At 68.6% G+C, this 13,248-nt stretch carries 10 protein-coding genes and 2 pseudogenes; 3 read left to right on the top strand and 9 right to left on the bottom strand.

Annotated elements, in window-relative coordinates; genetic code table 11:
• Nucleotides 1–94: 94 nt before the first annotated feature.
• Together istB and ACFHNC_RS20725 are read right to left on the bottom strand one after the other, a co-directional pair.
• Nucleotides 95–796, bottom strand: a pseudogene (istB, locus tag ACFHNC_RS20730) (IS21-like element helper ATPase IstB).
• An 83-nt stretch (nt 797–879) separates the two neighbouring features.
• Complete coding sequence (locus ACFHNC_RS20725) at nt 880–1,458, bottom strand: hypothetical protein (RefSeq protein WP_437171145.1); 579 nt, start codon at nt 1,456–1,458, stop codon at nt 880–882.
• Nucleotides 1,459–1,702: 244 nt separating this feature from the next.
• Between ACFHNC_RS20725 and ACFHNC_RS20720 the strand changes: the two genes are divergently transcribed.
• Both ACFHNC_RS20720 and ACFHNC_RS20715 read left to right on the top strand, forming a co-directional pair.
• A complete protein-coding gene (locus tag ACFHNC_RS20720; RefSeq protein WP_437171144.1) occupies nt 1,703–2,635 on the top strand; it encodes an IS5 family transposase in 933 nt (310 codons plus the stop codon).
• Between the two features lie 364 nt (nt 2,636–2,999).
• Nucleotides 3,000–3,887: pseudogene (locus ACFHNC_RS20715) on the top strand (IS110 family transposase); the annotation flags it as partial.
• A gap of 50 nt (nt 3,888–3,937) precedes the next feature.
• Here the strand turns inward: ACFHNC_RS20715 and ACFHNC_RS20710 are convergent.
• The 5 genes from ACFHNC_RS20710 to ACFHNC_RS20690 all read right to left on the bottom strand — a co-directional run bounded on the left by ACFHNC_RS20710 (nt 3,938) and on the right by ACFHNC_RS20690 (nt 9,024).
• Nucleotides 3,938–4,909 (bottom strand): Bug family tripartite tricarboxylate transporter substrate binding protein, encoded by a 972-nt coding sequence (locus ACFHNC_RS20710; protein WP_437171143.1) that lies wholly within the window; start codon nt 4,907–4,909, stop codon nt 3,938–3,940.
• Nucleotides 4,910–4,972: 63 nt separating this feature from the next.
• Nucleotides 4,973–6,088 carry a MalY/PatB family protein gene (locus tag ACFHNC_RS20705; RefSeq protein ID WP_437171142.1) on the bottom strand — a complete coding sequence of 372 codons (1,116 nt, stop codon included), beginning with the start codon at nt 6,086–6,088 and terminating at the stop codon, nt 4,973–4,975.
• Entirely contained in the window at nt 6,085–6,915 is an 831-nt protein-coding gene (locus tag ACFHNC_RS20700) for a sulfurtransferase (RefSeq protein ID WP_437171141.1), read from the bottom strand. The genes ACFHNC_RS20705 and ACFHNC_RS20700 overlap by 4 nt, the downstream gene beginning before the upstream one ends.
• Before the next feature lie 10 nt (nt 6,916–6,925).
• Entirely contained in the window at nt 6,926–8,299 is a 1,374-nt protein-coding gene (locus ACFHNC_RS20695; protein WP_437171140.1) for an ABC transporter substrate-binding protein, read from the bottom strand.
• Complete coding sequence (locus ACFHNC_RS20690) at nt 8,299–9,024, bottom strand: ribonuclease activity regulator RraA (RefSeq protein ID WP_437171139.1); 726 nt, start codon at nt 9,022–9,024, stop codon at nt 8,299–8,301. Before ACFHNC_RS20690 ends, ACFHNC_RS20695 begins: the two co-directional genes overlap by 1 nt.
• A 56-nt stretch (nt 9,025–9,080) precedes the next feature.
• On the opposite strand from ACFHNC_RS20690, the gene ACFHNC_RS20685 reads away from it, so the two are divergent.
• The gene (locus ACFHNC_RS20685; RefSeq protein WP_437171138.1) at nt 9,081–9,488 is read left to right on the top strand and encodes a VOC family protein; all 408 of its coding nucleotides are present in this window, start codon (nt 9,081–9,083) and stop codon (nt 9,486–9,488) included.
• 2 nt (nt 9,489–9,490) lie between these two features.
• Here ACFHNC_RS20685 and ACFHNC_RS20680 read toward each other — a convergent pair whose 3' ends face one another.
• Together ACFHNC_RS20680 and tnpC are read right to left on the bottom strand one after the other, a co-directional pair.
• Complete coding sequence (locus ACFHNC_RS20680) at nt 9,491–10,180, bottom strand: glutathione S-transferase family protein (RefSeq protein ID WP_437171137.1); 690 nt, start codon at nt 10,178–10,180, stop codon at nt 9,491–9,493.
• A gap of 1,461 nt (nt 10,181–11,641) precedes the next feature.
• Entirely contained in the window at nt 11,642–13,237 is a 1,596-nt protein-coding gene (tnpC, locus tag ACFHNC_RS20675; protein ID WP_437171164.1) for an IS66 family transposase, read from the bottom strand.
• Nucleotides 13,238–13,248: the final 11 nt, after the last annotated feature.

Here is a 13,248-nt window from a genome sequence, read left to right as displayed (position 1 = left end):
AACCCCGAGTGTCAACGGCGGAGCAAAATCAGGCCAGTGTGGCGGAGTGAAACCAGGTCACTGGCGGCAGGGCTGATGGCGGCTCCATTAATGGTCAGGCGGGCAGGATCTCGCCCGTGTCCGGGTCGCTGCTTTGAGCGATGCCGGCGTCGGCCTGCGCTGCCTTGGCCGACGGGCGGCGCCGGGCGGCGGATTGTGCCAGGCGGTAACTCTCGCCGTTCATGGTGAGGATGTGGACGTGGTGGGTCAGGCGGTCGAGCAGGGCGCCGGTAAGGCGCTCCGAGCCGAACACCGCGGTCCATTCTTCAAACGGCAGGTTCGAGGTGACGATGATGGAGCCGTGCTCCTAGCGCTGCCTGAACACCTCGAACAGCAGTTCCGCCCCGGTCGGCGACAACGGCACGTAGCCGAGCTCGTCGATGATCAGCAGGCTGGCCGCCTGCAACTCCCGCTGCAGCCGCAGCAGGCGTTTCTCGTCGCGCGCCTCCATGAGCTGGTGGACCAGCGCCGCCGCCGTGGTGAACACCACGCTGAACCCCCGCTGGCAGGCAGCCAAGCCGAGGCCCAGCGCGACATGGCTCTTGCCGGTGCCGCTGTTGCCGAGAGCGATGATGTTCTCGCGCCGCAGGATGTACTCGCAGCGCGCCAGCTCGAGGACCAGCATCTTGTTCAGGCTGGGAATGGCGGTGAACACGAGGCTGTCCAGGCTCTTGGTCGCGGGAAACCGCGCCTGGCGGATCCGCCGTTCGACCAGCCGCCGCTCGCGGTCGATCAACTCCAGCTCGAGTAGCCGCAGCAGACCCCAACCTGCTCTCCCCCACCCGATTGGTGCCGGCCTGGAGGACCTGCGACTCCATACCGCCCGGCTGCAATTCGGTCTCAGGCGCTCGAACGACGCGGGATCGAAACGGCTATGGCTGGGCGAACATCTCCCCCTTGAAGCAAAGTATTTGTAGGCGGAGTTTGATCGGGGTGGAAGGCCGGAGACTTGGTTCCCGGCATTCGAGTGCCGTTTGGGCGCTCAATCGTACTTCGGAACGGCCCTATCCCCGGGTTGCGGGTTGGATGAGTGAGCGCCCGGATGTGGGTGCGCTGCCCATCCCATGGGACCGGAAAGGTTTCCATGAGCGCTGGTAGGGTCACCCCCTCCGCCTGCCGCCCGTCCAGGATCGCCTCGACGATGTCCGGCGCCAGCAGCGTGAGCCGGAGCAGGCGCGAGACATAGGACGAGTTGATCTTCTCCGCCGCGGCCAGCTCGTTGATCGTGCCGAAGCACCCGGTCTCCATCATTCGCCGCCACCGGAACGCACGGGCCAGTGCATTGACGAGCGTAGTGTCGGCAGGCGAGGCCCCACGGAGCGCCATGCCGCCCGGCATCAGGACCAGTTTCCGCCCACCCAGCTGCTTCCGGACCGCCAATGGGACCCGCACGGTCAGCATCTGCGCGGCGCCGGTCATGCTGCCTTACCCCTTTTCTAGCGTGCCGACGGCTGCGATGCTGAAGGCGCGCAGGCGATGCGGGTATGGCTATCATGCTGGCTGCCATTGATGGTTCGGGTCGCTGAGCCGCCCGCATCGCCGCCCCTGATCGACCGCTGATTACGCGATGCCCCCGATGGCTGTGTAATGAGACCTGTGCGCGGAAGTGCTTGAGGCGAGTGGCTTGACCTGATTCCATGGCGTTGTGAGTGGGAGACGGGCGATGGCACGACGTCGGATTGGGCAGGAGGACCTCATCGCGCGGCCCGAGCCGCGCGCGGCGTCGTCGCTGAGCGAGATTGCCGCGCTGCTCGACTGGTCCGCGATCGATCGCCACCTGATCGACGTCTCGGCAGCGGCGAAAGGTGAGCCCGGCTGGCCGCCGCTGGCGCTTTTCCGGTCCTTGCTGCTGGCGACCTGGCACGATCTCTCCGACGTTCGGCTGGCGGAGGCGCTGGACGATCGCGCCAGCTTCCGCCGGTTCTGCGGCTTTGCCGCGCACGAGGCGACGCCTGAGCGCACCGCCTTCGTCCGGTTCCGGCGCGAACTGGTCAGGCGCGGCCTGGATCGGGTTTTGTTCGAGGCGGTCACGCGCCAGCTCGAGGGTAAGGGCGTGACGGTGCGGGCGGGCACGATTGTAGACGCGACGCTGCTGCCGTCTGCCAGCATCCGCGCCGATGCCGACGCGCGCTGGGCCGGGCACCGGCGACGCAAGCCGACCCACGGCTACAAGGCCCACGTCGCCACCGACGAGGCTGCCGGTCTGGTGCGCGCGGTCGAGGTCGCCACGGCGAACGTGCACGATGCCGCGGAACTCGCGGCGGTGCTGCCGGACGAACCCGGCAAGGTCTACGCCGATAGCGCCTTCGCCGGGCGCAAGGCCGAAGACCTCATCCGCGCACGCGGCGGCATCCCGTGGACGGTAGGGACCGGCACCTGGGGCGGCGCCGAGGCGCTCGCCCGGCTGCAGGCACACAACGCTGCCGTGCGCCGGGTTCGCTGCCGCATCGAGAAGGTCTTCGGCACCTGGAAGCGGTCCTATGGCCGGCGTCGCATGCGCTGGCTCGGGCTGGCCAAGGCGGGCTTGCAGGTCCGCCTCGCCGCTATGGCCTACAACCTGCGCCGCACGCTCACCCTGCTGCGCCCAGCAGCGTGATGCTGTGGGACGAATCTGTCCAAAGCGAACCCAGCGCCCCGATGCCAAGCCAGATCGCCTCCATGTCGACGTCCATGGCTCTTGCGGCCGCGCAATGCCACATCATGAGCGCCAAACCTCGCTGCCGCGCACAGGTCTCGTAATACCAAATCCCGCGGATCGTGACCGATCCAGGCCTCAGGCGCCGGCGCTTTGCTTGGCTCGCCGTGTAAGCGGCGGGCCGCATTCGCGGCCTCGGCCGGCGTCGTGCGTCGAGCACGCCTGCGCGGTGACGCCGGCCGCAGGTTCCGATCCATGAGATCTGGTATAAGGCGATGCTGGGGAGACGGGGTGCGCCAGGAGGAACCAGCGAGGAGGGCTTTCCATGAAGATCAGCATCGGGATCGATGCGGCAAAATATACCCACTGGGCCTGCGCCGTGGACGAGGCAGGCCGGGTCGTTCTCGACCGCGCCGTCGAGAACGACCCGGAGACAATCGAAGGTTTCGTCACTGACCTGCGCGCGCTGTGCGGCGATCCCGTCATCGGGCTCGACGTGGTCGGCTCCTTCGCGCGCTTCCTCGAGGCGGTTCTGCTGGCCGAGGGCTACGCGCTGGTCCACGCGCCCGGGATCGCGGTCAACCGCGCCGGCCAGGGCTTCGCTGGGGGCGAACGCAAGTCCGACCCCAAGGACGCGCGCACCATCGCCGAACTGGTGCGCACCCGCGACCTGCGCCCCATCGCGCCCAACAACGAGACCGTGGTCGCGGTCCGCCTCAAAGTCGGCCGGCGGCGCGAGCTGGTCACCGAGCAGACCCGGCGCCTGGCGCGCCTGCGCGACCTCCTGTGCGGCATCCATCCCGGCCTTGAACGGGTGCTCGACGTCACCACCAAGGGGCCGCTCGCGCTCCTCAGCCGCTTCGTCCCACCCGCCGAGATCCGCCGCGCAGGCAAGGCGCGCCTCATCGCCCAGATGCGCAAGACCCCGCAGGCGCGCAACGTCGAAGCGCTCCCCGAGCGTGCGCTGGAGGCCGCACAGGCCCAGCGCATCGCCGTCGTGGGCGAGGCCGCCACCGCAGACCTCATCCGCGAACTCGCCGCCGAGGCCCTGCAGGCGCGCGAGCGCATCACTCGCATCGATCGTGACCTCGAGGAGCTCCTCACGAACCACCCTGACGGCGCCCTCATCCGCTCGCTGCCGAGGATGGGGGCGGTGCTCGCGGCAGAGTTCATCGCCTGCGTGGGCGACATCGGGCGCTTCTCCTCCGCCGACGCGCTCGCCTCGGCTGAGGCCGGGGCAGTCCCCCCCCCCGTCAGCCGACGTCAGCCGGCGGCGCTGATCCCCAGGCGGCGGATGATCTCGCCGAACCGTTCCCGCTGCCCGGCCATGAAGGTGCCGAATTCGGCGCCGGTTAATGACAGCGGCTCGGCGCTCAACACCGACAGGGTCTCAGCCATCTGCGGGCTGGCTACCGCCTCGCGCAGGACGGTGCCGAGGCGGTCCACGATCGCCTGCGGCGTTCCGCGCGGGGCAGTGACGCCGAACCAGGACGAGATCTCGAAATCCGGCACGCCGGCCTCGATCATCGTCGGCAGATCGGGGGTGAAGCGGGAGCGTTCGCGCGTCGTCACCGCAAGCGGCCGTACGCCGCCGGAGCGGATATGTGGCAGGATCTGCGGCGTGTTGTCGAAGGCGATCTGCAACCGCCCGGCCAGTAAATCCTGCAGCATTTGCGCGCCGCCGCGATACGGCACATGCACGATGTCGATCCCGGCGATGGACTTGAACAGTTCCCCCGCCAGATGGATCGACCCGCCGGAGCCGGCCGACCCGAAATTCAACTGCCCGGGATTGGCGCGGCAATGCGCGATCAGTTCCGCAATGCTGTTTGCGGGGACGGAGGGATGCACCACGCCGATGCTGCCAATCTGCGCGAAGGACCCGATCGGGACGACATCGGTCACGCCATCATAGCCGGGGTTCGGATACAGCAGCGGCCCGGTGATATGCGTGGACGGCGCGGCGAAGGCCAGGGTGTAGCCATCCGGATCGGCGGTCACGGCCTGCCTTGTGCCCGCGGTCCCGCCGGCGCCGCCGCGATTGTCCACGATCACGTTCTGCCCGAGTTTGGCAGTGAAGGCCTCGGCGACGATGCGGCCCATGCGGTCCGACAGGCCTCCGGCCGGGAAGGCAACGATCATGCGGACCGGCCGGCTTGGCCAGGGCGTCTGCGCGATGGCAGGCGCGGCGACCAGGCCGGCGGAGGCGAGGCCGAGCGTGCGGCGGGTAATCATGCGATGTCTCCTTGAATGCAACGTGAAAGCCATGTGGCGGCGCCGTTGGACCGGCGCTCGGTGTCAGCCCTTCAGGCAGGCGGCGATGCGTGTGATGCCCTCGTCCAGCGTTGGAAGCGGGCAGCCGAAATTCAACCTGGCGAAGCCTGGCGCGCCGAAATCGGGGCCGGGATTGAGGCCGATGCGTCCGCGCTCCAGCAGCGCGCCCGTCGGGTCCGGTCCGAGGCCTGCCTGCCGCAAATCGAGCCAGGCGAGGAAAGTCGCCTCGGGCGCCGCCATCCGCACGCCCGGCAACCGTGTCGCGACAGTCTGCAATAGATGGTCGCGATTCGCCTGTAGCGCCGGGATCAACGCGTCGAGCCACGCGCCGCCCGCCGTGAAGGCCGCGTGCGTCGCCGCCATCCCCAGCCCGTTCACGCTGTCCACCATGCCGAGCCGGCAGCCCAGCACGCGCGCGCGCAAATCCGCATCTTGGATGATGGCGAAGCCGATCTTCAACCCGGCGATGTTGAACGCCTTGCCCGGCGACATCAGGGTGATGGTGCGGCGGGCGATCTCGGGCGCGAGCGCGGCGATCGGCACATGGCGCCTGCCGTCGAACAGCAGGTCGCAATGGATCTCATCGGCGATGATCCAGGCGCCGGCGGACAGGCAAGCCTCGGCGAGCGCGGTCAGCGAGTCCGACGTGTAGGCGTGGCCCGTCGGGTTGTGCGGGTTGCACAGCAGGAAGGCGTCGCCGGGTGCGAGCGCGTTCCGCAGCGCCGCCGCATCGGTGTTGACCGGAATCGGCGCGTCCCGAAGGTCCCAATGCCGCGCGACCTGGCGGATCGGCGGGTAGGCCGGGCTGTGATAGACGACGGCGCCCCCCGCCGGCACCAGCGCGCGGACGGCCATGTTGAAGCCGGGCACGACGCCAGGCAGCAGCACAACCTCCTCCGGCCGCACCGCCCAGTTGTAGCGTTCGCCCATGCGCGCGGCGATCACCTCCAGCAGTCGTGGGTCGGGTGCGGCGTAGCCGAAGACGGGATGGGCGAGGCGTTCGCGCAGCGCGTTCTGAATGGGCGGGGCGACGGCAACATCCATGTCGGCCACCCACATCGGCAGCACATCCGGCGCGTAGCGCGACCATTTGGTGGAATCGGTGCCGCTGCGGTCGGGGCTGTGGCCAAGCGGATTCATCCCGGCAATCCACCCACAACCACGGGTCGTTCCGGATCGACCGCCCAGGCCGACCAGGACCCCGGAAACATCGCCGCCGTCACCCCGATCGAGGCCAGCGCCAGCACCGAATGCGCCGCCGAAATACCCGCGCCGCAGGACACGCCGACCGGCCGCGATGGGTCCACACCATGCGCGGCGTACAGATGCCGCAGCGTGGCGCCATCCGCGAAACCCCCGGCCTCGGTCAGCACATCGGCTGCGGGGGCGGAGAGGGCGCCCGGGATATGGCCGCGCCGCGGCTCGCCCGGACCGCCGATGTAGTTCACCCGCACCCGGCTATCGAGCAGCAGGCCGGTGCGCGCCAGTGCCGCTGCGCCATCGGCATCGAGCACCGGCAGATGGCCAGGGCTGAGCGCGACATCGCCCGGCTCCGGCCGGCCCGGCGCGCTGGCAGCCGGCAGCCCCGCCGCCTGCCAGGCCGCGAAGCCGCCATCGAGCAGCCGGACATCCGCAAGCCCGGCCCATCGCAGCACCCACCAGCCACGCGCGGCAACCAGACCCCGGTCATGGTCATAGACCACCACCGGCACGTCGCGGCGCAGGCCCCAGCGACGTGCATTGCGGATCAGCTCGGCGATGTCCGGCAGCGGGCGGCTGCCCCGCGTGCCGCCGCCGGGTGCGGCGAGTTCGCTTGGCAGATCGACATCCACCGCACCACAAATGCGGGGCGCGGCCGTCCAGTCACCGGGTGCGTTGCGGATCGCCAGCACGGAAACCGGCGCACCTTCGGCAAGCTGCGCGGCCAGGGCGGCGGGGGTGACCAGCACCGTATCGCGGGGGTCCATCGGTGATCCTTCAGGCGAAGTGCAGCACGCCGCGATGATCGAGCGCAAGCGGCGGCAGGCCGGCGCGCGCGGCGAACACCTCGACCGGGTGGAATAGGAACAGCCAGGGCGGGTTGTCCTGCAACCGCGCGAGGCAGCGGCCATAGGCGGCATCGCGCGCGGCCTGGTCCTGCGTTGCGACCGCGGTGCGGAACAGCGCCTCCAGCGCCGGGTCGTCATGGCCCTGCCACCACGGCCCGCGGGAGCGCGCCGAGATCTTGTCGTCGATCACGCGGAAGCTGCTGTGCGGCGAGGAATCGAACAGTGCGACGTCGCCGATCTGCCTGGCGGCAACCTGCCGTGCATAGCCGGGACGGTCGGCGATGATCTCGACCGTCGCGGGGCAGCCGCAGGCGGTAAGGTCCGCGGCGATCATCGCCGCGATGGCCGGCGCACGTTCCGGCATGTGGTCCGGCGCGCGGATCAGGATGGGCGCACCGACCCCGGCCGCGGCAAACAATGCCCGGGCGCGGGCGGGATCATGCGGAATCGTCGGCGGCCGCGCCGCGCGCATGCCGAGGTGGAACGGGCTGACGATGGTGGTCGCCGGCAGACCGAGGCCATGGAACAGCCGCGCGATGATCGCATCCCGGTCCACGGCGAGATTGGCGGCGAGCCGTGCGCGCGGGTCGCGGAACAGGCCCTCCGCGCCATTCAGATAGGCCATGACGGAAAGCGTGTTCGGCGCCTGGCCCCAGATCAGCCCATGGCCACCCGGCGCCGCATCACAACGTTCGAGGTTCAGCGCGACATCGGCCGTATCGTCGCGCAGCGCGGCGAAGCGGGCCTCAGCATCCGGCATGGCGATGGCGCGGATTGTGGCCGGCGCGCGCGCGGGGTCGGTCGTGACCAGATCGGCTTGCTGGTGCGGCACGTAGCGCGTGATGCGATAGAGGCCAGTGCCCACCACCGCCTCACCCGACGCATCGGCGCGCGCGCAGATGAATTCAGAGAGAATCTCCGGCAGGTCGGCCAGCGGCTCCGGCGTCGTAATGCGGATCGCATCTGCGCCATCCGCGACGATCTCCGCCCCGGCCAGGTAGCGCGCATAGGACCACGGCATGCCGAACATGTCCCGCCCATCCAGCGTCGCGCGGATCGTCGCCAGCACATGCGCCGCGGTGCAGGCGACGCCATCATGGAACGCCGAGCCCGCACGCAACACGAAGCGCCATGCCCGTCCATCGGCACTGACCGACCAGCCGGCCAACAGCCCCGGCAGCACGCGGCCATCCTGCCAGCGGCAGAGTGATTCAAAGGCCAGCGAACGCAGCGTCAGCACCGATGTGTCGTCGGTGACGCGGCCGAGCGGCGGCAGGTAGATGCGCTCCAGCGCCAGCCGCATCACTGGCCGCGCATCCAGGCTTCGTAGCGCGCCTTGATACCGGCATCGGGCGGATAGGTGCCCTCGAGCGGTGCGCCGGCCGCGATCTGGTCAAGAATCCAGCCATCCATCCGTTCCTTCTCGGCTGCCGCCTCGGCGATTTCGCGCAGTATGGCGCGCGGGATGCAGACCACACCGGAGGCATCGCCAACCATCACATCATCCGGAAACACCGCGACGCCGGCGAGGCCGACCGGCAGGCCGTGATCGACGATCATCACGGCGGCACTTGACGGCACGGGCGCGGAGCCGCCGCCATAGAACACCGGCAGCGGCAGGCGCGCGACGGCGGGCAGGTCGGACACGCCGGTATCGACGACCACGCCGGACACGCCGTTGCGGTGCAGGGCCGTCACCATGATGTCGCCCAGCACGGAGACATGGCCCGCGCCGCCGGTCGCGCAGACCATCACGCATCCGGCCGGTGCAGCGCTGAAGATGGCGCGATGCAGGTTCGGCGCCTCGCCACGCGCCACCGCATCGCGCAGATCCTCGCGCACCGGAATGGCGCGGATGGTGAGCGCGGGGCCGATGCAGCGCGCGGCATCACCGGCGGGCGCGATGCCATGCAGGAAGCGGCTTCGCAGCCCGCGGGCGAACAGCACGGCCGAGAGGGTCGGCACCGCAACCGCGCCGAGCAGCGCCGCGACATCCTCCGGAATGGGCGTGAGGTCACGGACGGTCATTGCCCGAGCCGCCCTCGCGCGCAATAGAATGGCGCACCCCATGCAACGGAGGACCCATGCCGCGCCCCTTCATTGAACAGAACGTCACCTGGTTCTACAGCGATGATCTCGAAACCCATGCCGCCTTCTATCGCGATGTGATGGAGCTGCCGCAGGTGCTGGACCAGGGCGTCTGCCGGGTGTTCCAGGTCAGCCCGACCGGCTTCCTCGGCGTCTGCAACAAGGAAGGGCGTCCGCGCGGCACCAAGGGCATGATGTTCACCTTCCTCGTCGCGGATGTCGAGGAAACCTATCGCCACCTTCTGGCAAAGGGCGTGGCGTTCGACGGGCCGCCAAACATGCTCGGCGGACGCACGGTGTATTCCGCCTTCTTCAAGGACCCGATCGGCTACTGGCTGGAGATCCAGGAATTCAACGATCCGCGCTGGCCGTATCCGGAGGGCCGCGGACCGCGAAGGGGATAGAGTCACGGAAATGCGACGCAGATGTCGCGGCCGATCTCGGCCGCCTGCGCCTCCGCCCGCGCAATCCAGCGCCGCATCAGTGGCGCGTCCTGGCTTGCGCGGATGAAGGCCACGCTGTCGGGCGCAAGCTCGACGCCATAGGTGATGTAGCGGCTGCACATCGGCGCCAGCACCGCATCCGCGAAGCACCAGGCATCCCCCGCCACATAGGGGCCACCCCAGCGGCCGACGCAGTCGCGCCAGATCGCCTCAAGCCGTGCGGTCGAGGCCTGGGCGCCGGGCCTGGCCATCAGCTTGACGTTGGATGGCAGCCCATTGCGAACTGGCCAGCGCTTCAGCAGGTTCATCGGCAGCGCCGCGCGCAGATCATCGAAATGCCCGTGCACCTCGGCGGCGACCGACCGCGCGAAGGCGCGCCGCGCCGGATCGGCGGGCCAGATCGCGGAGGTCGGGTCGCGTTCCCAAAGATACTCCGCGATCGCGAATGTGTCCCAGAGCACCAGCCCGTCGATCTCCAGCACCGGCACACGGCCGGAGGGTGACAGGGCGGCGAGCTTCGCCTTGCTGTCGTCGCGCGACAGGTAGATCACCCGTTCCTCGCAGATGAGCCCTGCCAGTTCGCATACCATCCAGCCTGGAATCGACCAGGAGGAGGACCATGCACCACCGAGATGCAGAACAGGTTTGGTCATGACGAGCCAGTTTTTGTTGCGATGCTCAGATTGCAACGTCACTCTCGGGAATTGCAACCCACACGGAGATGCCCGCATGCTCGGTCGCCGTTTCCTGCTGGCCGCAACTGGCGCAGTGCTTGCCTCGCCCGCCCTTGCGCAGGGCGGCTTCCCAACGCGCCCGGTACGCTTCGTGGTGCCCTGGCCGCCGGGCGGCGCGACCTCCAACATCAGCCGCATCGTCGGTGACGCGATGGCCCCCTTTGCTCGGCCAGCCGGTGGTACTCGATCATCGTGCGAGCGCCCGAATGGGCGCCGCGCCAAGTGGCGCGGAGCCAAGCGAAGCGCCGGCGCGTCAGGACGGACCGGTCACGATCCGCGGGATTTGGTATAATGCCAGCATCCGGGGCGGCGTCGTTTGCACGCACTGGGAATGCTGCGCTACGAGCTAGGCGCCATCGAAGATGGCGACGGGACCCGGCGAAAGGCTAAACTCAGTTTTCATTTCTGGCGTAATGAGCGCCGGAAGCCAGGGTTCGAAGCGACGAAATTGTGTCGCCGAGCCCGCCGAGCAAGAATTCTGCGCTGATGCGTCCCCGTCCTTGCCGACTCAATTTCCCGGACCACACATCTCGCGTGAAGCATGCGCTCGAACAGCCATCGCGCATGGCTCGCGAATGCGCCTGTCCGGCGACTCGCAGATCCCCACGTGCCAGCGCTCGGCCGCCCATCGACACAAGCGCGCACCGCTGCCTTACTCCTCCCGATCCGGCCTGAGTTCCTCGCCCGGCACGAAAACATTTCGAGTACGTCGCCTCGGAAGCCGCAGCGAATTGCTAGGATGTTGTTTGAACGGCGCTTCCCGTGTGTCGTGCTGCAAGTTGAGATGCAACTATTTGGCCGCGTCCGCCTTTGCTGCGGTGCAGGGTATCCTATCCCATCTGCAAACGGGTCCCTCTGACTGGGTGACCCCTCGGCGGGGGGCGCTGAGCCACCCAGGATTATTCCACCGGAAGTCGATCTTAGTGCCATTTGCGCCCGGAGATGGCTGTTATCCGCCATTTCTTGTGAAAAAAAACCCCTAGAGCGCCATTTTTGCTCAGCCGAGCGCCCCCTGAAAGACCCCGTTTCTGTCTTGGTCTGGGCTTCTGACTTGGTAAATCCCCTGTTTTTGACAAAGTACTTTCTCCTCTCTGTATGCATATTTCCCTCCTTACTACTTATTCTACCCTTTCTAACAAGACAACCAAGACAGAGAGTAGAAATAGTAGTAAAAACAATGGGTTAATCTGTCTCGGTAGCTGTCTCAGTAGCCCCAAAAACGCGAAAACGCACCGAGACAGGCTCCTGCCGAGACGATTTCGCACCTTCTTGGCCGGTTCGCGTCCTCCCCTGGACGCGCGATCCATGTGTCACCCCCGCAACACAAGGGTAAGCGAGGCTACGAGGCCCAGCGTCAGTCGCAGGCCCGCTTCGTGGCTGTCAGCCGTCTTCCTTGGAGGTCCAGCGCCACGGCATGAGCTCGTCGATGCGGCTGTTGGGCCAGCCGTTGACAAGGCGGGTCAGCACATCGGTGAAGTAGCGCTGCGGGTCGACGCCGTTGAGTTTGCATGTCTCGACGAGCGAGGCGACCGTCGCCCATCTCGCCCCGCCATCGTCGCCGGAGGCGAACAGCGCGTTCTTCCGGCTGAGGCAGATCGGGCGGATGGCGCGCTCGACGGTGTTGTTGTCGAGTTCGATCCTGCCGTCGTCGAGGAACCGCACCAGGCCCTCGCGATGGTTCAGCACGTAGCGGATCGCACCCGCCGTTGGGCTGCCGCCCGGCAGGCGCGAGAGCTGTGCCGGCAGCCAGGCGAACAGGTCCTCGACGAGGGGGCGGCTCTTCGCCTGGCGGCCTGCACGGCGGAGGTCGGGCGGCTTGCCGCGCAGCTCCGCCTCGATGGCGTAGAGGGCGGCGATGCGCTGCAGCGTCTCCGCGGCGACCGGCGCGGTCTTGCTCCTCGCCAGTTCGATGAACTCCCGCCGCGCGTGGCTCCAGCAGAATGCCAGCGTGATGCCGTCCTCCACCGCGACCAGCGTCTTGTAGGCGCCGTAGCCGTCGCATTGCAGGATGCCCCGGTAGCCGGCCAGCAGCGCCTTGGCGTGCTCGGCGCCGCGGCCCGGCGCGTAGTGGAACACCACCGCCGGCGGGTCCGCCCCGCCCCAGGGCCGGTCGTCGCGCGCGATCGCCCAGGCATAGCCCTTCTTGGTCTTGCCGCGGCCGGGGTCGAGGACCGGCATGGTGGTCTCGTCAGCGAACAGCCGTCCCGAGGCGAGCAGGATCTCCCGCATGCGGCGCACCACGGGCACGAATTCCATCGCGCCCGTGCCGGCCCAGTCGGCCAGCACCTCGCGGCCGATCTCGATCCCTTGGCGGGCCAGGATCTGCGACTGCCGATAGAGCGGCAGGTGATCGGCGTAGCGGGAGACCAGGACGTGGGCGACCGTCGCCTCGGTCGGCATGCCCCCCTCGATCAGGCGGGCGGGCGCGGGCTCCTGCAGCACCACGCCGGGGCACGCCCGGCAGGCCAGCTTCGGCCGCTTCGTCACCAGGACGCGGAACTGCGCCGGGATCACGCCCAGTCGCTCGGCCGTGTCGGTGCCGATCTCGACCAGTGGGCCCTGGCAGCAGGGGCAGGCCGAGGCCTCGGGCGCCAGCACCTGCTCGACGCGCGGCAGATGCGCGGGCAGTCGGCCACGGCCGGCACGGCGGCGCTTGGCCTGACTGGCGCGCAGCGTCGGTGATGCCTTGCCCGCCTCGGCCACGTTCTCCGCCAGCGTCGCCTCGATCTCCTCAAACGCGAACAGCAACTGCTCCTCGGGGAGCCGCTCCGACTTCGTGCCGAACTGCCGGCGCTTGAGCTTCAGCAGCAGGTGCTGGAGCCGCTCGTTCTGCGCGGCCAGCGCGTCGCGTTCGGCGGTGATGCTCCCAAGCTCGGTGCTGAGCGTGTCGACCAACGACCTCGTCTCCAGCAGCAGCGCATGCAGCGCCGTGGCATCCTCCGGCAGGCTCGGCGTGTCGTTACCCGCGGCGCGCATCACGTGGTGAT

This window comes from Falsiroseomonas sp. E2-1-a4, from assembly GCF_051433165.1.
In the GTDB taxonomy this organism is placed as follows: domain Bacteria; phylum Pseudomonadota; class Alphaproteobacteria; order Acetobacterales; family Acetobacteraceae; genus Falsiroseomonas.
This window is presented reverse-complemented; position numbering and strand designations above follow the sequence as displayed.

What these genes read in the sequence shown, in the direction of transcription:
- ACFHNC_RS20690 (WP_437171139.1), bottom strand. Translation starts at nt 9,024, where the DNA reads ATGACCGTCCGTGACCTCACGCCCATTCCGGAGGATGTCGCGGCGCTG.
- ACFHNC_RS20700 (WP_437171141.1), bottom strand. Translation starts at nt 6,915, where the DNA reads ATGGACCCCCGCGATACGGTGCTGGTCACCCCCGCCGCCCTGGCCGCG.
- ACFHNC_RS20710 (WP_437171143.1), bottom strand. Translation starts at nt 4,909, where the DNA reads ATGATTACCCGCCGCACGCTCGGCCTCGCCTCCGCCGGCCTGGTCGCC.
- ACFHNC_RS20720 (WP_437171144.1), top strand. Translation starts at nt 1,703, where the DNA reads ATGGCACGACGTCGGATTGGGCAGGAGGACCTCATCGCGCGGCCCGAG.
- ACFHNC_RS20695 (WP_437171140.1), bottom strand. Translation starts at nt 8,299, where the DNA reads ATGCGGCTGGCGCTGGAGCGCATCTACCTGCCGCCGCTCGGCCGCGTC.
- tnpC (WP_437171164.1), bottom strand. Translation starts at nt 13,237, where the DNA reads ATGCGCGCCGCGGGTAACGACACGCCGAGCCTGCCGGAGGATGCCACG.
- ACFHNC_RS20725 (WP_437171145.1), bottom strand. Translation starts at nt 1,458, where the DNA reads ATGACCGGCGCCGCGCAGATGCTGACCGTGCGGGTCCCATTGGCGGTC.
- ACFHNC_RS20705 (WP_437171142.1), bottom strand. Translation starts at nt 6,088, where the DNA reads ATGAATCCGCTTGGCCACAGCCCCGACCGCAGCGGCACCGATTCCACC.
- ACFHNC_RS20685 (WP_437171138.1), top strand. Translation starts at nt 9,081, where the DNA reads ATGCCGCGCCCCTTCATTGAACAGAACGTCACCTGGTTCTACAGCGAT.
- ACFHNC_RS20680 (WP_437171137.1), bottom strand. Translation starts at nt 10,180, where the DNA reads ATGACCAAACCTGTTCTGCATCTCGGTGGTGCATGGTCCTCCTCCTGG.